This is a genomic window from Pseudomonas sp. B14(2017) (assembly GCF_002113255.1).
In the GTDB taxonomy this organism is placed as follows: domain Bacteria; phylum Pseudomonadota; class Gammaproteobacteria; order Pseudomonadales; family Pseudomonadaceae; genus Aquipseudomonas; species Aquipseudomonas putida_Z.
In genome coordinates, this window is record NZ_NEJY01000018.1 from 100,169 (window position 1) to 120,185 (window position 20,017).

Here is a 20,017-nt window from a genome sequence, read left to right on the forward strand (position 1 = left end):
CCTTTCGCCCGGCGGCGCTGGATGAAAGCCGCGCATTATACCCATCGCAAACGGCTTGCGGTGATGGCGCCCGGCCAGCCGGAACTGGCGCCGGGGGAAAAATCTGCTAACAATGCTCACGCAACGTGCAGCAATGGCTACGCCATAATGCGCGGCGATATCAGAGGAGTTATTCATGACCGGCACGCCAAACACCGCTGAAGGTGACAAGATTCTCATCGTCGACGACGACCCGGGGCTGAGCAGCCTGCTGGAACGTTTCTTCACCAGCAAGGGCTACCGTGCCCGCGCGGTGCCCAACACCGAGCAGATGGACCGCCTGCTGCAGCGTGAGGTGTTCAACCTGGTGGTGCTCGACCTGATGCTGCCCGGCGAGGATGGCCTGTCGGCGTGCAAGCGCCTGCGTCAGCAGAACAACCAGATCCCGATCATCATGCTCACCGCCAAGGGCGACGAGCTCAGCCGTATCAAGGGCCTGGAGCTGGGCGCCGACGACTACTTGGGCAAGCCGTTCAACCCGGACGAGCTGATGGCCCGGGTCAAGGCCGTGCTGCGCCGCCAGGCGCCGAGCGTGCCGGGTGCGCCTGGTAGCGAAGACGAGTCGGTCACCTTCGGCGACTACGAGCTGTCGCTGGCCACCCGCGAACTCAAGCGTGGCGACGAAGTGCACATGCTCACCACCGGCGAGTTCGCCGTGCTCAAGGCGCTGGTGATGCACGCACGCGAGCCGCTGACCCGCGACAAGCTGATGAACCTGGCGCGTGGCCGCGAATGGGATGCGCTGGAACGCTCCATCGACGTGCAGATTTCGCGTCTGCGCCGCATGATCGAGCCGGACCCGTCCAAGCCGCGTTATATCCAGACCGTGTGGGGCGTGGGCTACGTGTTCGTGCCGGACGGAAACGCCGGTAAATGATGCCGCGCCGTCGATGAAAACACCGCTCTGGTTTCCGCAAAGTTTCTTCGCCCGCACCCTGTGGCTGGTGTTGATCGTCGTCCTGTTCTCCAAGGCCTTGACCCTGGTCTACCTGTTGATGAACGAGGACGTGCTGGTCGACCGTCAGTACAGCCACGGTGTTGCGCTGACCCTGCGCGCCTATTGGGCGGCCGACGAAGAAAACCGCGACAAGATCGCCGAAGCGGCAGGCCTTATCCGGGTCACCGGCTCGGGCGTGCCCGAGGGTGAGCAGCACTGGCCCTACAGCGAAATCTACCAACGGCAGATGCAGGCCGAGTTGGGCGAAGACACCGAGGTACGGCTGCGCATTCATGCGCCGCCGGCGTTGTGGGTCAATGCACCAAGCCTGGGCCCGGGCTGGTTGAAGGTTCCGCTGTACCCGCACCCGCTGCGTGGGCAGAAGATCTGGAACGTGCTGGGTTGGTTCCTGGCCATCGGCCTGTTGTCCACAGCTTCGGCCTGGATCTTCGTGCGCCAGCTGAACCAGCCGCTCAAGCGCCTGGTGTTCGCCGCCCGGCAGTTGGGCCAGGGGCGCAGCGTGCGCCTGCCGATCAGCGATACGCCCAGCGAGATGACCGAGGTGTACAAGGCCTTCAACCAGATGGCCGAGGATGTCGAGCAGGCCGGGCGCGAGCGCGAGCTGATGCTGGCCGGGGTTTCCCACGACCTGCGCACACCGCTGACGCGCCTGCGCCTGTCGCTGTCGTTGCTGGACAGCGACAGCGAACTGAGTGACGACATGGTCCGCGATATCGAGGACATGGACGCGATCCTCGATCAGTTCCTGGCCTTTATCCGCGATGGCCGTGACGAGCCGGTTGAGGAGGTCGACCTGGCCGACCTGGTGCGCGAAGTGGTGGCGCCGTACAACCAGCCGGAAGAACGGGTGCGGCTGTGCCTGGAGCCGATCCCACCGTTCCCGCTGCGCCGGGTTTCGCTCAAGCGCATGCTGGGCAACCTGATCGGCAATGCCCTGCACCACGCCGGCAAGGGGGTCGAGGTGGCCGCCTATGTGTCGGGCGATGAGAGTGCGCCGTATGTGGTGCTGAGCGTGCTGGACCGCGGGACGGGGATCGACGAGTCGGAGCTGGAGACCATCTTCAACCCGTTCATTCGTGGTGACCGGGCCCGGGGTGGCAAGGGCACCGGGCTGGGGCTGGCGATCGTCAAGCGGATTGCGGCGCAGCATGGTGGGAATGTGGAACTGCGCAATCGCTCTGGTGGCGGGATCGAGGCGCGGGTACGGTTGCCTTTGGGGCTGTTGCTGCCGCGTAATGCTGTATGAATCTGGTTGGCTGCATCGGCCCTATCGCCGGCAAGCCAGCTCCCACAGGTAATCCACAAGCCTGAAGGTCGTGGTAATCCTGTGGGAGCTGGCTTGCCGGCGATAGGGCCGGTACAGGCTTGAATCAGCCCTTACCCTTGGTCCGAGTCTGATTAGGCCCACCATTCTTCTCGAGATGCTCGATGATCATGCCGGCCACGTTCTTGCCGGTGGTCACTTCAATCCCCTCCAGCCCCGGCGACGAGTTCACCTCCATCACCAGCGGCCCGTGGTTGGAGCGCAGGATATCCACGCCCGCCACACTCAAGCCCATCACCTTGGCCGCGCGAATGGCGGTCATGCGTTCTTCCGGGGTGATCTTGATCAGGCTGGCCACTCCACCGCGGTGCAGGTTGGAGCGGAATTCCCCAGGCTTGGCCTGGCGCTTCATCGACGCGATGACCTTGTCGCCGACCACGAAGCAGCGGATATCCGCGCCACCCGCTTCCTTGATGTATTCCTGCACCATGATGTTCTGCTTCAACCCCATGAACGCCTCGATCACCGATTCGGCGGCCTTGGTGGTTTCGCACAGCACCACGCCGATGCCCTGTGTGCCTTCCAGCACCTTGATCACCAGCGGGGCGCCGTTGACCATCTGGATCAGGTCGGGGATGTCGTCCGGCGAGTGGGCGAAGCCGGTAATCGGCAGGCCGATGCCGCGCCGCGACAGCAGTTGCAGCGAGCGCAGCTTGTCGCGGGAGCGGGCTATCGCTACCGACTCGTTGAGTGGATACACGCCCATCATCTCGAACTGGCGCAGCACCGCGCAGCCATAGAAGGTCACCGAGGCACCGATGCGCGGGATCACCGCGTCGAAGCCTTCCAGCGGCTTGCCGCGGTAGTGGATCTGCGGCTTGTGGCTGGCAATGTTCATGTAGGCCCGCAGGGTATCGATCACCACCATTTCGTGGCCCCGCTGGGTACCGGCTTCGACCAGGCGGCGGGTGGAATACAGACGCGGATTGCGCGACAGCACAGCGATCTTCATGCAGCACCTGTGGCAGGAGAAAGGGTGGCCGGGAAGGCCGGTTTGTCTTGTACGTATTTGAGGCCAGGGTTGACCACCAGCTGGCCATGGATCAGGGCCTTGGAACCCAGCAACAGGCGATAACGCATGTTCTTGCGGCAGGCCAGGGTGAACTCCACCTCCCACACACCATCGCCCAGGGCCAGTGACGTGCGGATGACATAGCGGGTCTGGGCCTGGCCATTGGAGCTCTTGATGGTTTTCATGGTCACCAGCGGTGCCTCGCAGCGGCGGTGGCGCAACTGCACCACCGAGCCCAGGTGTGCGGTGAAACGGACCCAGGGCTGGCCGTCGCGCTCGAACGGTTCCACCTCGGTGGCGTGCAGGCTGGAGGTGCTGGCGCCAGTGTCGATCTTGGCGCGCAGCCCGGCCACGCCAAGGTCGGGCAGGGCGACCCACTCGCGCAGGCCGATCACAGTCAAATGGTCAAATGTCTTCACGAAACGCACCCTGCGGATGAGGTGGTGAACTGTAAGCACGGCGGGGATTTTTTGCATCCGATCGTTACGGTAGTACAGTTCGATGAAACACAGCGTTCGAGGTAACGGGATGGCACAAAAAGCCGAAGACGACGACAAGGTCCGCCTGGACAAATGGCTGTGGGCGGCACGCTTCTACAAGACCCGCGCGCTGGCCAAGGCGGCGATCGAGAGCGGCAAGGTGCATTGCCGGGGTGAGCGCTGCAAGCCGGGCAAGGAGCCGCGGGTGGGTGACGAGTTCGTGCTGCGCACCGGGTTCGACGAGCGCACCGTGGTGGTGAAGGCTCTGTCGGTGGTGCGGCGTGGGGCGCCAGAGGCGCAGACGTTGTACGAAGAGACCGAGGACAGCGTGCGCCGGCGTGAACAGGCGGCGGAACTGCGCAAGGCCGGGGCGATGGGCGTGACCACCGATGGGCGGCCGACCAAGAAGCAGCGGCGGCAGATTCACCAGTTGCATGGGAGCTTCGAATAGCCGGGGCCGCTTTGCGGCCCATCGCCGGCAAGCCAGCTCCCACAGGTACTGCGCAAGCCCTGAAACTTGTGCAATCCCTGTAGGAGCGGCCTTGTGTCGCGATGGGCTACGCAGTAGCCCCAAGGATCTAGCGGGTCACCGCCAAGCGCCCGACCAACGGTAACTTGGCCGCGATCGCGAACAACGGCGCCGTCCAGCGCATCAGCACCGCACTCCCCTTGGCCGCCAGCGGCGTGAAACAGCTCCAGCCCAACGCCAGCACCGCCATCAGCAGCCCGCCGATGTAGTCATCCTGCCCCCAGTGGGCACCGGCCACCAGGCGCGGCAACATGAACAATACCGCCAACCCCCAGACCACCAGGTACTGCACCAGGCGGCGGCTGAACACGCTCATGAACAGCGCCCAGACCAGCAGCACCGAGGCATGATCCCCCGGGAAACTCTTGCTGGAACGGTCCTTGAGCTCCCAGGCCGCCTCCAGGTTCGGATAGTAGTCGCTGAGGTGCACCACCTCGTCGAACATCATCGACGGGCTCTTGTGCTGCCAGCCGGCTGCATCCACCCACTTGGAAAACAGCGCGCGAATCACCACTAAGAGGATTAGCGTGACCAGGAAGCCGAAAAAGGCCTGGCGCACCTGGGTTGCCTTGAACACCCAGTCGCCACGGATAAGCACTGCCAGAAGGATCAGGCCGACGACGATGTCGAATGGGCGCAGGCTACCGACGGTCCAGATGTAGCGCCAGGTGGTGTTGTCGGCCAGCGGCGCATTCAGGCTGTGGAACAGCCACTCGTCGAAAGTCAGGCACAAGATCTGGCCAATGGGCCATAACCAGAAACACAGTAGAGCGATAGGAAGCAGCGTACAGGCTGCCAATGGCCCCCAGGACCACCTTGCTTGGAACAGTGGTCGATTGTCCATAAAATACCTCTATTGCAAACAGGAATCGGAGCGCCTTGTGAGCGCTCTGTCACGGGGTTCTCGGATGTTTTCCGACAACCCTTGTAACCATTTTGTCATCATTTTCAGATAGCCAAAACCTATGAGCGACTTGCCTGATACCGATTTCACCCAACGTTTCATCTTCGACGAGCGCGATGTGCGCGGCGAGTGGGTGTCTCTCGATGACAGCTACGCCGCGGTGCTGGCGCGTCATGAGTACCCGCAGCCGGTGCAGGCACTGCTGGGCGAGCTGATGGCCGCCACCGCCTTGCTGGTGGGGGCGCTGAAGTTCGACGGCCTGCTGATTCTGCAGGCGCGTTCCGCAGGGCCGATCCCGCTGTTGATGGTCGAATGTTCCGGTGACCGGGACATCCGTGGCATGGCCCGCTACGAAGCGGACCAGATCCCGGCGGATGCGACCCTGTCGCAGCTGATGCCCGACGGCCACCTGACCCTGACCATCGATCCGGTCAAGGGCCAGCGCTACCAGGGCACCGTCGACCTCGACGGCGCCACCCTGTCGGAGTGCTTCACCAACTACTTCGTCCAGTCGCAACAGCTCAACACGCGCTTCTGGCTCAACGCCGAAGGCGGCAAGGCCCGTGGCCTGCTGCTGCAGCAACTGCCGCGCGATCGCCAGCCGGACGATGAAGAGCGTGAAGAAAGCTGGCAGCACGTTGTGGCATTGGCCACCACGCTCAAGGCTGATGAGTGGGCGCTGGACAACGAAACCCTGCTGCACCGCCTGTACCACGAAGATGCCGTGCGCCTGTTCGATATCCAGCCGCTGCGCTTCAATTGCAGTTGCTCGCGCGAACGTTCCGGCAATGCGCTGGTCAGTTTGGGCGAGCACGATGCCAAGGCGCTGGTGGAAGAATGCGGCGGGCAGGTGGAGATCGATTGCCAGTTCTGCAACGAGCGCTATTTCTTCGACGCCAGCGATGTGGCGCAACTGTTTGCCGGTGGCGGCACTGACGTAGCCTCAGAAACTCGTCACTGAAACGTTTAACTACAGGACAATCTCCTGTCGAATTGCGCAAAAGCGCAGTTCTGACAGGAGGGGCCTACTTTTTTTGGGCGTTTCTGGCATAATCCGGCCACTTTTTTCGCTGTAGTAGTTTTTTCAAGACAACTACAAAACGTTTGGAGCACTCGGCCTCGGGCCGGATGGGGTATCTCATGACGCAAGCCAACAACACCGTGTACACCGACCTGAGCGTCGATGAGCTGGTAAAAGAAGCGCTGCAACGCGGTGAAGGCGTACTAGCCGATACTGGCGCACTGGTCGTGGAGACCGGTCACCGTACTGGCCGTTCGCCGGCTGACCGTTTCATCGTCGAAGAGCCTTCCACCCAGGACGCCATTTCCTGGGGCCCGATCAACCGCAAGTTCCCGGCCGACAAGTTCGATGCCCTGTGGGACCGCGTCGAGGCGTTCAACAACGCCCAGGATCACTTCGTTTCCTACGTTCACGTAGGGGCGGCCGCCGAGCACTACCTGCCGGTGAAGATGACCACCCAGACTGCCTGGCAGAACCTGTTCGGTCGTTGCCTGTTCATCAACCCGGAGCAGTACAACCCGGCTGGCCGTGGCGAGTGGCAGGTCCTCAACGTCGCCAACTTCGTGTGCGAGCCTGAGCGTGACGGCACCAACTCCGATGGTTGCGTGATCATCAACTTCGCCCAGAAGAAGGTGCTGATCGCTGGCATGCGCTACGCCGGCGAAATGAAGAAAGCCATGTTCTCGGTGCAGAACTTCCTGCTGCCGGCTGCCGACGTGCTGCCAATGCACTGCGCCGCCAACATCGGCGAAGCGGGCGATGTGACCCTGTTCTTCGGCCTGTCCGGCACCGGCAAGACCACCCTGTCGGCCGACGAAAGCCGTTACCTGATCGGTGACGACGAGCACGGCTGGGGCGAGGGCGTGGTCTTCAACATCGAAGGCGGTTGCTACGCCAAGTGCATCGACTTGTCCGAGAAGAACGAGCCGGTCATCTGGAAAGCCATCAAGCATGGCGCCGTGCTGGAAAACGTCGTACTCGACGCCAACAAGCACGCCGACTACACCGATGTCAGCCTGACCCAGAACAGCCGTGCGGCCTACCCGCTGGAGCACGTTGCCAAGCGTTCCGAAGCGAACCTGGGCGGCGAGCCGAACGCAGTCATCTTCCTGACCTGCGACCTGACTGGTGTTCTGCCTCCGGTTTCGATCCTGAACAACGAGCAGGCGGCCTACCACTTCCTGTCCGGCTACACCGCGCTGGTCGGTTCCACCGAAATGGGTTCGGGCAGCGGCATCAAGTCGACCTTCTCCACCTGCTTCGGCGCACCGTTCTTCCCGCGCCCGGCTGGCGAGTACGCCGAGCTGCTGATCAAGCGTATCAAGGGCTTCGACTCGAAGGTCTACCTGGTCAACACCGGCTGGACCGGCGGTGGCTACGGCGTTGGCAAGCGCTTCAGCATCCCGACCACCCGTGCCGTGATCGCTGCGATCCAGAGCGGCGCGCTGATCGGTGCCGAAACCGAGCACCTGGACATCATCAACCTGGACGTGCCGAAGGCCGTTCCGGGCGTTGATACCGAGCTGCTCAACCCGCGCACCAACTGGGCTGACAAGGCTGCCTACGACGAGGCCGCCAAAGGCCTGGCCAAGCTGTTCATCGAAAACTTCAAGAAGTTCGAAGTTTCCGACGCCATCAAGGCCGCTGGCCCGCAGCTGTAAGCTGCACCCGCCCGCAACGAGAAAGCCGCCCCTTGGGGCGGCTTTTTTGTTCCTGTGAGTTAGCGCGGTCATTGTGGGAGCGGCCTTGTGTCGCGAAAGGGTCGCAAAGCGGCCCCGGCAATATCAGCGTGATGCCCAGTTCCTTGGGGGCGCTTCGCACCCCTTTCGCGACACAAGGCCGCTCCCACAGGGGATAGCGGGCAGCAGAAATCCGGTTTTTCTGTTTCACTGTCAGCATCCATTGCGAAGACAAGAGTCAGCCAGATGACCGAATCCCCTCAGCGCACTGCCTTCTCCCACTTCCACCCCATCCTCACCCGCCCCCAGGACAATGACCTGAACGGCCACATCGCCGGTGCCACCGTGCATGGCTTCTTCGAAACCGCCATCCAGGCGTTCCTCGTCGAACAGGCCGACCTGGACCTGCGTGACGGCGAGCTGGCGGCCTTCGTGGTCAGTTCGGCGGCGGATTTCTACGCGCTGCCAGGCTTCCCGGACGTGCTGGAAGTGGGGCTGGGGGTGGCACGCCTGGCGGGCAGTACGGTGGAGTACCGCCTGGCTCTGTTCCGCCCAGGCGAGCCGGAGGCGTGTGCGGCAGGCACGGTGGTGCAGGTGTTCATCGAACGCGCCAATGGCCGGCCAGTGGCATTGCCAGAAGCGCTGCAGGTGATCCTGTCTGGTGTACTGCTGGAACAGCAGGCATAAAAAAGCCCCGCTGGCAGGGGCGGGGCTTTTGTTGCCGGGGCAAGGCCCTCAGGCGTTAGTCGCGCCAGTGGCGCTTGTGCTTGCGATGGCCGTAGTGGTGGCCACGGTCCCAGTGGCGGCGGTCGTCGTCATAGCCACGACGGTAGCGGCGGCCTTCGTGGTAATCGTCTCTGTCGGCCTCTTTACCCATGTAGTTACCCAGTGCGCCACCGGCACCACCGCCGGCTGCTGCGCCAATGTAGCTACCGGTAGTGCCGCCCACGGAGCGGCCGACCACGTTACCGCCTGCTGCGCCCAGCGCGCCGCCGATAGCGGCTTCCCCACGCTGACGCTTGTCGGCACCCAAGGCACCGCCAGCCGCGCCGCCCAGACCGGCACCAATGGCGCCGCCGGTGCTACCACCGATGGAGTTGCCCACCACGGAGCCCAGTACCCCACCCAATGCGCCGCCAATGCCGGCCTCGGTGGTGCCGCCTGCCATGGCAACGCCGCTGAGCAAGCTGAAAGACAACAACAGTATCGAGGAGTACTTCTTCATCAAGAGAGCCTCATAAGGATGACGAGGCGATTTTTGAGCCTTGCAGGCACGCCTGGCAACGGAAATCCGACGAGTAACACGAGTTGTACACAATTCTCTAACTTACTGTATTTACTGTGAAACTTTATCGTTTTTTCGCTGTCTGAGACCTTTATGACGAAGCCCTGAACCGCTATGGAACAGGGCTTTTTTCGTTTTTGGCGGCACGGCTTCCGGCCTCTTCGCGGGCACGCCCGCTCCCACAGGTACAGCACAGGAATCGAAACATGTGGAACTCCTGTGGGAGCGGGCATGCCCGCGAAGAGGCCAACACCATTCCTACAGGATGCGCCCGTCGTCCCGCGCCCGCTCCAGCTTGATGGCGATGAACTTCGACGTCGGCGTATGGCTGCCATCGCCAATGCTTTCCAGCGGCACCAGCGGGTTCACTTCCGGGTAGTACGCCGCCGCCTGCCCGGCCGGGATGTCGAAGGCCAGCAGGGTGAAGCCGTGCACACGGCGCACATGCTCATCCCCCCACAACGACACGATGTCGACTTGCTGCCCCGGCTGGAAGCCCAGGCGGATGATGTCGGCTTCGTTGGCGAACAGCACCTCGCGCTGGCCACGCACGCCGCGGTAGCGGTCGTCCAGGCCGTAGATGGTGGTGTTGTACTGATCGTGCGAGCGCATCGACTGCATGATCAGGTCAGGCACCTGGCCGCTGGCGCGTACACGCTCGTCGAGCAGCGTGTCGGGCAGCAGGTTGGCCTTGAAGTTGGCGCGGCCGGTGCTGGTATTCCATTCGCGGCTGGCAGCGCTGTTGCCCAGGTAGAAACCGCCCGGCTCGCGCAGGCGCTGGTTGAAGCCGCTGAAGCCAGCGATGGTGTCGCCGATCAGCTCGCGGATACGGTCGTAGTCAGCCACCAGCCAGTGCCAGTCCACGGGCTTCTTGCCCAAGGTGGCGGCGGCGATACCGGCGATGACCGCTGGCTCCGAGCGCATCTGCGTCGACAGCGGCTTGAGCTGGCCATTGGAGGCGTGGACCATGCTGAACGAGTCCTCTACCGTTACCGCCTGTGGCCCTTCTGCCTGCAGGTCGATGTCGGTGCGCCCCAGGCACGGCAGGATCAGTGCCTGCTTGCCGTGCACCAGGTGGCTGCGGTTGAGCTTGGTGCTGATGTGCACGGTCAGCTCGCAGTTGCGCAGTGCCTGGGCGGTACGCTCGGTGTCTGGCGTTGCCTGGGCGAAGTTGCCGCCCAGGCCGATGAATACCTTGGCCCGGCCGTCGAGCATGGCGTGGATCGCCTCGACAGTGTTGTGGCCGTTGTGCCGGGGCACGGGGAAGCCGAAGCGCTGCTCGATGGCGTCCAGCAGGGCCACCGGCGGGCGCTCGTTGATGCCCATGGTTCGGTCACCCTGCACGTTGCTGTGACCACGCACCGGGCACAAGCCTGCGCCTGGCACGCCGATATTGCCGCGCAGCATCTGCAGGTTGACGATTTCCTGGATGGTCGGCACCGAGTGGCGGTGCTGGGTAATGCCCATCGCCCAGCACATGATCACCCGCTTGCCACGGCAGTACATGCGCGCGGCCAGTTCGATGTCGGCCAGCGCCAGGCCGGACTGGGCCTGGATGTGCTCCCACGGGGTGGCATCCACTACCGCCAGGTAGTCGTCGACGCCATGGCCATGTTCGGCGATGAAGGCGTGGTCGAAGACTGCCGGTTCGCCGTTGGCCTGGGCTTCGCGTTCCCATTGCAGGACGAACTTGGCCATGCCGCGCAGCAGCGCCATGTCGCCGCCCAGGGCCGGGCGGAAGAATGCGGTGTTGGTCGGCCGGTCGCTGTTGGTCAGCATCTCCAGCGGGTTCTGCGGGTGCTGGAAGCGCTCCAGGCCACGCTCCTTGAGCGGGTTGATGCACACCACCTGGGCACCGCGCTTTACCGCATCGCGCAGCGGGTCGAGCATGCGCGGGTGGTTGGTACCAGGGTTCTGGCCCCAGACGAAAATCGCGTCGGCGTGCTCGAAGTCGTCGAAGGTGACGGTGCCCTTGCCGACCCCGACGCTTTGCCCCAGGGCCACGCCACTGGCCTCGTGGCACATGTTCGAGCAGTCGGGGAAGTTGTTGGTGCCGTAGGCCCGCACGAACAATTGGTACAGGTACGCTGCTTCGTTGCTGGCGCGCCCCGAAGTGTAGAACTCGGCCTGGTCAGGGCTGGCCAGCTTGTTCAGCTCGCGGGCGATCAGGGTGAAGGCGGCGTCCCAGCTGATCGGCTGGTAGCGGTCGCTGGACGCGTCATAGACCATCGGCTCGGTCAGGCGCCCCTGGTACTCCAGCCAGTAGTCGCTCTGCTGCAGTAGCGAAGTGACGCTGTAGCGGGCGAAAAAGGCGGCATCGACGCGGCGCTTGGTCGCCTCCCAGTTCACTGCCTTGGCACCGTTCTCGCAGAACTTGACCATGCCGCTTTCCGGCGAGTCGCCCCAGGCGCAGCCGGGGCAATCGAAGCCGCCGTTCTGGTTGGTCTTGAGCAGCGCGCGAATGTTCTTCAGCGCGTTATCGCTGCCAACCCAGGCCTTGGCCACGCTGCGCAGCGCGCCCCAGCCACCGGCGGGGCCGTGGTAGGGCTTGTAGCGAGGGGAGGAGGCTGGGGCGTTGTCCGGGAGGTGTTGGTACGAGGTCACGACTGTTACGACTCCGCCGCTGGGCTGTAGACCCGCGGTGCGCTGTGCTTGGGCAGATGGATAAGGTTGAGGTTGTGCTTGCGCGCCCATTGCAGGGCAAGACCGGTGGGCGCCGACAGGCTGACCAGGGTCTGGATACCGGCCCGCAGCACCTTCTGGATCAGCTCCAGGCTGCAGCGGCTGGTGACGATGGCCAGGCCACCCTGGCTGTCGATGCCTTGGCGCAGCAAGGCGCCGATCAGCTTGTCGAGGGCGTTGTGCCGGCCGATGTCTTCGCGGCCGAGCAGCAGTTCGCCGTGGCGGTCCATGAACAGCGCCGCATGCACCGCGCCGCAGTGCTGGCCGAGGGGCTGGAAGGCATCGATGCGCTCACGCAGGCCGACCAGCCATTGCGCCGGTGGCAAGGGTGCGCCAGGCAACTTGGCCAGCTCTGGCAGTGCCTGCTCCAGCGCTTCGACCCCGCACAGGCCGCAGCCACTGGTGCCGGCCAGCTGGCGGCGCTGGTTTTTCAGGTTCCAGAACGCCCGGCTGGAAATCTCCAGATCGGCATACATTGCCGAGCCGCTGCCGGAGAGTTTCAGGTCGTAGATTTCCGTGGTGCCTTCCACTATGCCGCTGCCGACGCTGAAACCGACGGCGAAGTCTTCCAGGTCGGTGGGGCTGACCAGCATCACCGCCTGGTTCAGGCCGTTGTAGACAATGGCCAGGGCCACTTCTTCGGCCAGGGGCGTGCTGTCGCGTCTGGCGTCATTGAGCTGGACGTAATCGTAGGTGTTGCTGGCGGCGGGCATGGTCAAGGGCGATGAGGCCGCGCAGACCGGAGGTTTGCTGTTCATCGGGGCTGACTTTTCATCGGGGCTATCGGCAGCTTTCAGATAGCACAAGCCTAGGCGTGCGGACCGGCGGCGTCTAATCGCTAGGGTCTATGCCTTGATAGACCGCGTCGATTGGTCGCATGGGGGCGGTAGGGGAAAAGCTGGCCTAGACTGCTGTGTCCGAGGTTTCGTCAACAAGGAGAGCGCTATGAGCTTGTTCAGTTTCGTCAAGGAAGCGGGCGAGAAGTTGATCGACCTGCTGACCCCCGGCAATGCCAATGCCGAAGAGCAGCTGAAGAAACACGTGGAAAGTGTCGGCCTGGGCAACCCGAATATCACGGCCACTGTAGAGGGAGACACGATCATCCTCAAGGGTGAGGTGGCCAGTCAGGAGGAGAAGGAGAAGATCATCCTGGCGGCGGGCAACGTCGCTGGCGTGGCCAGTGTCGATGACCAGATCACCGTGACCGGACCGGTGGCCCAGGCCGCGCGGTTCGTGACGGTGGAGAAGGGTGATACGTTGAGCGCCATTTCGAAGAAGGTGTATGGCGACCCCAACAAGTATCAGAAGATATTCGAGGCCAACAAACCGATGCTCAAGCACCCGGACAAGATCTATCCGGGGCAGGTGTTGCGTATTCCTGAATGATCTCTGCAGCCTGTACCGGCCCTATCGCCGGCAAGCCAGCTCCCACAGGATTATCACAGGCCTGAGGGCCTGCGAGGTACATGTGGGAGCTGGCTTGCCGGCGATAGGGCCCTCACAAGCCTGCCAACAATTCCCGGTAATCCTCGACCGCCGCAAACTCCGCGGTATCCCGCGGCCCTGCCTGGCTATCCGGCTGGCGCACCGCCAGCAGATGCCCCACGCCAAACCGTCGCGCACTGCGCAGAATCGCCAGGGTGTCATCGATGAACAGGCTGCGCTCCGGTTCAAAGCCGATGTCCGCCTGCAATGCGTCCCAGAACTGCGGGCTTTCCTTCGGGTAGCCATAGTCATGTGAGCTGATCAGCCGTTCGAAATACGGCGCCAGCTCCACCCGCTCCAGCTTCAGCGACAGCGAATCCCGGTGCGCATTGGTGATCATCACCACGCGCTTGCCCGCGTCGCGGATCGCGGCAAGGAAAGTATCGGCATCCGGGCGCAGGGCGATCAGGTCGGCGATTTCCTGTTTCAGCTCGCGGATCGGCAGCCGCAGTTCGCGGCTCCAGAAGTCCAGGCAATACCAGTTCAGCGTGCCGGCATTGCGTTCGAACAGCGGCTGCAGCTCCATTTCCGCCATGGCCCGGCTCACCCCGTGCAGCTCGGCATAGCGCTGGGGCAGGTGGTCCAGCCAGAAGCGGTTGTCGTAATGCAGGTCAAGCAGGGTGCCATCCATGTCCAGCAGGACGGTATCGATGGCAGACCAGGGAAGAACAGGCATGGGAAACTCTCGATCAGTCGGCAAGCCACGGTATAGTAACCCGTTCACGCCAAGGAGCCGCCCCATGCGCCAGAAACCCACCGTCCTCAGCCGCGAAATCGTCGCCAGCAGCCGCCTGTTTCGCGTCGAAGCCGTGCAATTGCGCTTCAGCAATGGCAACGAACGCACCTACGAGCGGCTGGTGGGCCGGGGCAATGGCTACGGGGCGGTGATGATCGTGGCCATGCTCGACGCCGAGCACGCGGTGCTGGTGGAGGAATACTGCGGCGGCACCGACGAATATGAGCTGTCGTTGCCCAAGGGCCTGATCGAGCCGGGCGAGGACGTGCTGGCGGCAGCCGACCGGGAGCTCAAGGAAGAGGCCGGTTTTGGCGCGCGCCAGCTGGAGCACCTGACCGAGCTGTCGCTGTCGCCGGGCTACATGAGCCAGAAGATCCAGGTGGTGCTGGCCAGCGACCTTTACGAGGAGCGCCTGGAGGGCGACGAGCCGGAGCCGATGCGGGTCGACAAGGTAAACCTGCGCGAACTCTCGGCCCTGGCCATGCACCCACAGTTCACCGAGGGGCGTGCCCTGGCGGCGCTGTACCTGGCGCGTGACCTGCTGATTCAGCGGGGGCTGCTGGAAGCATGAACGACCTGCAATTGATGCACGAAGTGGTCAAGCTGGCCCTGTTGGCGGGCGAGGCGATCTTGCCGTTCTGGCGCGCCGATGTGGCCGTGACCAACAAGGCCGACGATTCGCCGGTCACCGCCGCCGACCTGGCGGCACACCGGGTGATTGCCGATGGCCTGCTGGCGCTGGCGCCGCAGATCCCGGTGCTGTCCGAAGAGGACTGCAACATTCCGCTGGCCGAGCGTCAGGGCTGGAGCCGCTGGTGGCTGGTCGACCCGCTGGACGGCACCAAGGAATTCATTGCCGGCAGCGAAGAGTTCACGGTCAACATCGCCCTGGTCGAAAACGGCGAGGTGGTGTTTGGCGTGGTTTCCATGCCGACCAACGGGCGCTGCTACTTCGGTGGTCGCGGGTTGGGCGCCTGGCGTGCGGAAGCGGGTGAGGCCGCCCAGGCGATCCAGGTACGTAATGCGCCGCCGACGGGTGGGCGTTTCACCGTGGTTGCCAGCCGTCGCCATTCCAGCCCGGAACAGGAAGCCTTGTTGGCCGGGTTGGCAGCTGCGGTGGGTGAGCTGGAGCTGGCCAATATCGGCAGTTCGTTGAAGTTCTGCCTGTTGGCCGAGGGCAGCGCCGATTGCTATCCGCGCCTGGCACCGACCTCGCAGTGGGATACCGCGGCGGCGCAGGGCGTGGTGGAAGGGGCTGGTGGGGAGGTAATCGGGCTGGATGGCTTGCCGTTCCGGTACCCGGCGCGGGAGTCGTTGCTCAACCCGCATTTCCTGGCGTTGCCGGCAAATGCTGCTTGGCGGCAAGCCTTCCTGAGCCTGATCTGACGTCAGGACTTGAGCTTCGCCGCCTATATCGCCGGGGCCGCTTTGCGGCCCATCGCCGGCAAGCCAGCTCCCACAAGTACTGCGCGGACCTTCAGTATGGCGCTGCACCTGTGGGAGCTGGCTTGCCGGCGATGGGCTGCGCAGCAGACCCAACAGCACTAACTGACTGGCATCAGTACTTGCCCGCGGTCAGCGGTGCAGCACGTACTGGCCGCTGAAGGTTACAGCAGGCTCGTCACTACCGGCATTGCTCACCGTGGTCGCCAGCGTCAACCGTGCCCTCCCGCGGCGCTGGTACATGGTCAAGAACCGCTCCCAGGTCTTTTCATCCGGCGCCGCACAGCGCGCCACCGCCGCCCCGGTAACCGGCAGCGGATAACTGATCTGCCCTTCCTGGATGACGATATGCCCGTCATCGATCCCCAACTCGCGCAGGCGCAGGTGCAGCCAGCCCCAACCCACCAGCACCGCGGCGCAGTACAGGCTGCCGCCGAACATGGTGCTCTTGTGGTTGACGTTGGCCGCCAGCGGCAATTGCAGGCGCAGGGTGTGCTGCTGCCAATCGAGCACTTCCAGGCCCATTTCGCGGGTCAGCGGGATGTCGCCGTGCAGGACGGACTGCAAGTACTGGCTATCGGTGTTCATTAACGGTTGTCCTCTTGATCGTCATGCCCGCCGCTACCGCCGTCGAAGCTCAAGCCATGCTTGCGCAGCTTGTCGTGGAGGGTCTTGCGGGGGATGCCCAGCGCCTCGGCCAGGCTGCGCATGGAGCTGTGTGGCTGGGCCAGTTCGGCAGCGATCAGCGAGCGTTCGAACTGCTCGACCTGTTCGCTGAGGTTGCCGCTCGGCATCGGTACCGCAGGCATTGCCGCAGGTGGCGCCTGGCCGTCCAGGGCCAGTTCCAGGCCAAGGGCGAAACGCTCGGCGGCGTTCTGCAGCTCGCGTACGTTACCGGGCCAGTCGTGACGCAGCAGCATGGCGCGCTGGGCCGGCTGCAGGGCGTGTGGCGGCAGGCCATGGCGCTGGCTGGCGGCGTCGGCGAAGTGCTGGAACAGCACCAGGATGTCATCGCCGCGTTCGCGCAGCGGTGGAATACGCAGCGGTGCCACGTTCAGGCGGTAATACAGGTCGGCGCGGAAACGCCCCTGGTCGGCCGACTGGCGCAGGTCTTCCTTGGTCGCGGCGATGATGCGGATGTCCAGCGGGATCAGCTGGTTGCCACCCAGACGCTCGACCACCCGTTCCTGCAACATGCGCAGCAGTTTCACCTGCACATCCAGGCTCATGCTCTCGATTTCGTCGAGGAACAGCGTGCCACCGTTGGCGAACTCGAACTTGCCGATGCGGCGTTTCTGCGCACCGGTGAACGCCCCAGGCTCATGGCCGAACAGCTCGCTTTCGACCACCGACTCGGCCAGTGCGCCGGCGTTGATCGCCACGAATGGCCCGTCGCGGCGGCTGGACAGGTCGTGCAGGGCGCGGGCCACCACCTCTTTGCCGGCACCGGTCTCACCCAGGATCAGCACATCGGCGCGGGTGCCGGCCAGGGCGCCGATCTGCTCGCGCAGGCGCTGCATGGACGGCGACTGGCCCAACAGGCGGGTAGCCAGTTGCTGGCGGTCGCTCAGGGCCAGGCGCAAGCTGCGGTTGTCCAGCACCAGGCGGCGCAGGGCCAGGGCGCGGCGCACGCTGTCCAGCAGGGCATCGCTGGCAAAGGGCTTTTCCAGAAAGTCGTAGGCGCCGGCGCGCATCGCCTGCACCGCCAGCGGCACATCGCCGTGGCCAGTGATCAGCAGCACCGGCAGTTCGTTGTCACGACCGTGCAGTTGTTCCAGCAGCTGCAGACCATCGATGCCCGGCATGCGGATGTCGCTGACCACCACCCCGGGCCAGTCGGCCTCGATGCGTTCGGCCAGGCCCTGGGCATCGGCGAGGGCGACCACCTTGAGGCCGGCCAGGTCCAGGGTCTGGCTCAGGGCCTGGCGCAGGTGCGGGTCATCATCGACCAGGATGACCTGGGCTCGGCTGTCGATCAGTGTCTCGGTGGTCATGCCGAGGGGTCCTCCGAATTGGGCAAAGTAGCGCCAGGCGCGGCCACACGCAGCTGCAGGGTCAGCAGAGCGCCACCTTCCGGGTGGTTGGCCAGCAGCAGTTCACCGCCCAGGGCGCGCATCAGGCTTTCGCAGATGGCCAGGCCCAGGCCCAGGCCCTGGGTGCGGGTCTTGGTGGTGAAGAACGGCTCCTTGGCGTGCTCCAGGGCCTGGCGGCTGAAGCCGGGGCCGTTGTCGCGAATGTACAGGTAGACGCAGTCATCGCGCTGCTCGGCACTTAGCCACAGGCGGCGCGGGTTGGCCTTTTCGGTCAGGGCATCGAGGGCATTGGCCAGCAGGTTGCCGAGCACCTGGCGCAGGCGGGTCTCGCCGGCCTGTACCCACAAGGTGGCTTCCGGCAGGTCGCGGATCAGCTCCACGGCCATCGCCCGGCGGCGCTTGGCCAGCAGCGCCAGGGCATCGTCCAGGGCTGGCTGCAGGGCCACGCTCTCCGGGGCATGGCGGTCACGGCGGGCGAAGGCGCGCAGGTGGGCGATGATCGAGGCCATGCGCCCGGTCAGCTCGCCGATCAGCTTGAGGTTGCCGCGGGCGTCTTCGGTACGCTGGTGGTCTAGCAGGATCTCGGCGTTTTCCGCGTAGCTGCGGATGGCGGCCAGCGGCTGGTTGAGTTCGTGGCTGATGCTGGCCGACATGGTGCCGAGCACCGACAGCTTGCCGGCCTGCACCAGTTCATCCTGGGCGCGCACGGCCTCCTGTTGGGCGTTCTCGCGCTCCAGCACGGCGCTCTTGAGCCGGGTGTTCAGGCCTTCGAGGTCGGCGGTGCGCTCGGCCACGCGTTTTTCCAGTTCCTGGCGGCCACGTGCCTCGAAGTCGATGCGGTCGATGTAGTGACGGCGCCGCTGCATCACCAGGCCGGCCAGCAGCATCAGCACCAGCAGGGTGCCGGCGCCGATGGCCATCACGGTTTGCACCGAACGGTCGACCAGCATGCGCGGGGCGAGGATGCTGACCTGCCAGCCGGTTTCCTTGATGTCGCGGGTCTGGCTGATCCAGGCGTCCTGGTTGAGCACCAGCGGTTGCGGGGCTTGGGTCGGGTAGGGCTGGATGGCGATGATGGCCTGGCGCTCGGCCTCGGTCAGCGCGCGGGTCGCGCGGAAGCGCCAGTCGGGCCGCGAGGTCAGGATGACCACGCCATTGTGGTCGGTCAGCAACAGCTGCTCGGGGGTGCGGCCCCACAGGGTTTCGGTGTGGTCGAGGTCGACCTTGACCACCAGTACGCCAACGATGCGGTCACGGTCATGCACGGCGGCGGCAAAGAAGTAGCCGCGCTTGGCCGACGTGGTGCCCTGGCCGAAGAAGCGCCCCAGGCGGCCGGCCATGGCTTCGTTGAAGTAGGGGCGGAAGGCGAAGTTGCGGCCGACGAAGCTGTCGCGCTTGTCCCAGTTGGAGGCGGCCAGGGTGTTGCCGCTGACGTCCATCAGGTACATCACCTCGGCGCCAGTCTGCTGGACGATGTCCTTGAGCAGGCGGTTGGCGTTGGTCACCGCTTCCAGGCGGAACGGGTCGGCCAGCACCCCGCGCAGCGCCGGCAGGTCGCCGAGAATCTGCGGCAAGGTTTCGTAGCGGTGCAGGGTGCCGAGCAGGTTGGCGACGTACAGGTCGAGGGTCTGGCGGTTCTGCGAGGCCAGTTCTTCCTGGTAGTAACGTTCGGCCAGGTGATGCAGGGGCCACAGTAACGGGGCCAGGCACAGGGCCAACAGGGCCAGGCTGCGCCAGCGGGGACGGCGTGGGGGCGTGGGTTTTGCAATCATCACGTAAAGGCGCCAGAAAAGTCTGCCGCAATTATGCGCTAGTTAAGGCAGCAGTTCCGCCTCTGCCAGTGGCAGGCCGAGCTTGTCCTTGTCCGACAGCACCGGTGGCTGCTGCAGCCCCCAGTCGATTGCCAGCGTCGGGTCATCCCAGCGGATGCAGCGGTCGGCGCCCGGGTTGTAGTAGTCGGTGGTCTTGTAGAGAAACTCGGCCGACTCGCTCATCACCGCAAAGCCATGGGCGAAGCCGGGCGGAATCCACAACTGGCGATGGTTGTCGGCCGACAGCTGCACCGCGACCCATTGGCCGAAGGTTGGCGAGCTCTTGCGCACGTCCACGGCAATATCACGGATTTCCCCCTGCACCACGCGCACCAGCTTGCCTTGGGTGTTTTCCACCTGGTAGTGCAGACCACGCAGTACTCCCTTGATGGAGCGCGAGTGGTTGTCCTGGACGAACTCGACATTCACGCCGGTTTGCCGGGCGAACTCACGGGCGTTGAACGCCTCGAAGAAAAAACCACGGCTGTCACCAAAAATCTTTGGCTCGATGATCAGTACTTCAGGGATCGCGGTAGGGATGATGTTCATGGCGGTTCGCTGGCCCGTTCTGCTCATGTATTGACCCTAGCCGGTCTG

The 20,017-nt window shown here is 64.3% G+C and carries 20 protein-coding genes; 9 read left to right on the forward strand and 11 right to left on the reverse strand.

Annotated features, from left to right (window positions below):
- The first annotated feature begins 175 nt into the window (after positions 1–175).
- Together ompR and CAG34_RS19240 are read left to right on the forward strand one after the other, a co-directional pair.
- The gene (ompR, locus tag CAG34_RS19235) at positions 176–916 is read left to right on the forward strand and encodes a two-component system response regulator OmpR (RefSeq protein WP_012270052.1); all 741 of its coding nucleotides are present in this window, start codon (positions 176–178) and stop codon (positions 914–916) included.
- Positions 917–929: 13 nt separating this feature from the next.
- Complete coding sequence (locus CAG34_RS19240; protein ID WP_013970454.1) at positions 930–2,243, forward strand: ATP-binding protein; 1,314 nt, start codon at positions 930–932, stop codon at positions 2,241–2,243.
- Positions 2,244–2,367: 124 nt separating this feature from the next.
- Here CAG34_RS19240 and rimK read toward each other — a convergent pair whose 3' ends face one another.
- The gene (gene rimK / locus CAG34_RS19245; RefSeq protein ID WP_015268602.1) at positions 2,368–3,273 is read right to left on the reverse strand and encodes a 30S ribosomal protein S6--L-glutamate ligase; all 906 of its coding nucleotides are present in this window, start codon (positions 3,271–3,273) and stop codon (positions 2,368–2,370) included.
- Positions 3,270–3,752 carry an ATP-dependent zinc protease gene (locus CAG34_RS19250; protein WP_025754077.1) on the reverse strand — a complete coding sequence of 161 codons (483 nt, stop codon included), beginning with the start codon at positions 3,750–3,752 and terminating at the stop codon, positions 3,270–3,272. Before CAG34_RS19250 ends, rimK begins: the two co-directional genes overlap by 4 nt.
- Before the next feature lie 109 nt (positions 3,753–3,861).
- Between CAG34_RS19250 and CAG34_RS19255 the strand changes: the two genes are divergently transcribed.
- On the forward strand, positions 3,862–4,263 hold the full coding sequence (locus CAG34_RS19255) for an RNA-binding S4 domain-containing protein (RefSeq protein ID WP_013970457.1): 402 nt from the start codon (positions 3,862–3,864) through the stop codon (positions 4,261–4,263).
- Between the two features lie 127 nt (positions 4,264–4,390).
- Here the strand turns inward: CAG34_RS19255 and CAG34_RS19260 are convergent, their stop codons facing one another.
- Positions 4,391–5,185 carry a phosphatase PAP2 family protein gene (locus CAG34_RS19260; RefSeq protein ID WP_085591834.1) on the reverse strand — a complete coding sequence of 265 codons (795 nt, stop codon included), beginning with the start codon at positions 5,183–5,185 and terminating at the stop codon, positions 4,391–4,393.
- A gap of 121 nt (positions 5,186–5,306) precedes the next feature.
- Here CAG34_RS19260 and hslO point away from each other — a divergent pair, with 121 nt between their 5' ends.
- The 3 genes from hslO to CAG34_RS19275 all read left to right on the forward strand — a co-directional run bounded on the left by hslO (position 5,307) and on the right by CAG34_RS19275 (position 8,632).
- Entirely contained in the window at positions 5,307–6,206 is a 900-nt protein-coding gene (hslO, locus tag CAG34_RS19265; RefSeq protein ID WP_015268604.1) for an Hsp33 family molecular chaperone HslO, read from the forward strand.
- Positions 6,207–6,385: 179 nt separating this feature from the next.
- A complete protein-coding gene (locus tag CAG34_RS19270) occupies positions 6,386–7,927 on the forward strand; it encodes a phosphoenolpyruvate carboxykinase (RefSeq protein ID WP_039614246.1) in 1,542 nt (513 codons plus the stop codon).
- A gap of 264 nt (positions 7,928–8,191) precedes the next feature.
- Complete coding sequence (locus CAG34_RS19275) at positions 8,192–8,632, forward strand: thioesterase family protein (RefSeq protein ID WP_085591836.1); 441 nt, start codon at positions 8,192–8,194, stop codon at positions 8,630–8,632.
- A 55-nt stretch (positions 8,633–8,687) separates the two neighbouring features.
- Here CAG34_RS19275 and CAG34_RS19280 read toward each other — a convergent pair whose 3' ends face one another.
- The 3 genes from CAG34_RS19280 to fdhD form a co-directional block, all read right to left on the reverse strand.
- Complete coding sequence (locus CAG34_RS19280; protein WP_025337335.1) at positions 8,688–9,170, reverse strand: glycine zipper domain-containing protein; 483 nt, start codon at positions 9,168–9,170, stop codon at positions 8,688–8,690.
- Positions 9,171–9,488: 318 nt separating this feature from the next.
- On the reverse strand, positions 9,489–11,834 hold the full coding sequence (locus CAG34_RS19285) for an FdhF/YdeP family oxidoreductase (protein WP_085591838.1): 2,346 nt from the start codon (positions 11,832–11,834) through the stop codon (positions 9,489–9,491).
- 5 nt (positions 11,835–11,839) lie between these two features.
- Positions 11,840–12,670, reverse strand: a complete 831-nt coding sequence (gene fdhD, locus CAG34_RS19290; RefSeq protein ID WP_075044326.1) for a formate dehydrogenase accessory sulfurtransferase FdhD — start codon at positions 12,668–12,670, stop codon at positions 11,840–11,842.
- 187 nt (positions 12,671–12,857) lie between these two features.
- Here fdhD and lysM point away from each other — a divergent pair, with 187 nt between their 5' ends.
- Positions 12,858–13,298, forward strand: coding sequence for a peptidoglycan-binding protein LysM (gene lysM, locus CAG34_RS19295; protein ID WP_085591840.1), 441 nt, complete (start codon positions 12,858–12,860; stop codon positions 13,296–13,298).
- Positions 13,299–13,410: 112 nt separating this feature from the next.
- Here the strand turns inward: lysM and yrfG are convergent, their stop codons facing one another.
- Entirely contained in the window at positions 13,411–14,073 is a 663-nt protein-coding gene (yrfG, locus tag CAG34_RS19300; protein ID WP_085591842.1) for a GMP/IMP nucleotidase, read from the reverse strand.
- A gap of 64 nt (positions 14,074–14,137) precedes the next feature.
- Here yrfG and nudE point away from each other — a divergent pair, with 64 nt between their 5' ends.
- Entirely contained in the window at positions 14,138–14,704 is a 567-nt protein-coding gene (gene nudE, locus CAG34_RS19305; protein ID WP_015268611.1) for an ADP compounds hydrolase NudE, read from the forward strand.
- Positions 14,701–15,519 (forward strand): 3'(2'),5'-bisphosphate nucleotidase CysQ, encoded by an 819-nt coding sequence (gene cysQ / locus CAG34_RS19310; protein WP_085591844.1) that lies wholly within the window; start codon positions 14,701–14,703, stop codon positions 15,517–15,519. The genes nudE and cysQ overlap by 4 nt, the downstream gene beginning before the upstream one ends.
- 189 nt (positions 15,520–15,708) lie before the next feature.
- On the opposite strand, the gene CAG34_RS19315 is transcribed toward cysQ, so the two are convergent.
- Genes CAG34_RS19315 through rfbC form a run of 4 tightly spaced genes read right to left on the reverse strand, consistent with a single transcriptional unit; the run spans position 15,709 to position 19,969 of the window.
- The gene (locus CAG34_RS19315; RefSeq protein ID WP_085591846.1) at positions 15,709–16,164 is read right to left on the reverse strand and encodes a YiiD C-terminal domain-containing protein; all 456 of its coding nucleotides are present in this window, start codon (positions 16,162–16,164) and stop codon (positions 15,709–15,711) included.
- Positions 16,164–17,570 carry a sigma-54 dependent transcriptional regulator gene (locus CAG34_RS19320; protein ID WP_085591848.1) on the reverse strand — a complete coding sequence of 469 codons (1,407 nt, stop codon included), beginning with the start codon at positions 17,568–17,570 and terminating at the stop codon, positions 16,164–16,166. The genes CAG34_RS19315 and CAG34_RS19320 overlap by 1 nt, the downstream gene beginning before the upstream one ends.
- On the reverse strand, positions 17,567–19,381 hold the full coding sequence (locus tag CAG34_RS19325) for an ATP-binding protein (RefSeq protein ID WP_085591850.1): 1,815 nt from the start codon (positions 19,379–19,381) through the stop codon (positions 17,567–17,569). The genes CAG34_RS19320 and CAG34_RS19325 overlap by 4 nt, the downstream gene beginning before the upstream one ends.
- A gap of 42 nt (positions 19,382–19,423) precedes the next feature.
- Entirely contained in the window at positions 19,424–19,969 is a 546-nt protein-coding gene (gene rfbC / locus CAG34_RS19330; protein ID WP_085591852.1) for a dTDP-4-dehydrorhamnose 3,5-epimerase, read from the reverse strand.
- Positions 19,970–20,017 lie beyond the last annotated feature (48 nt).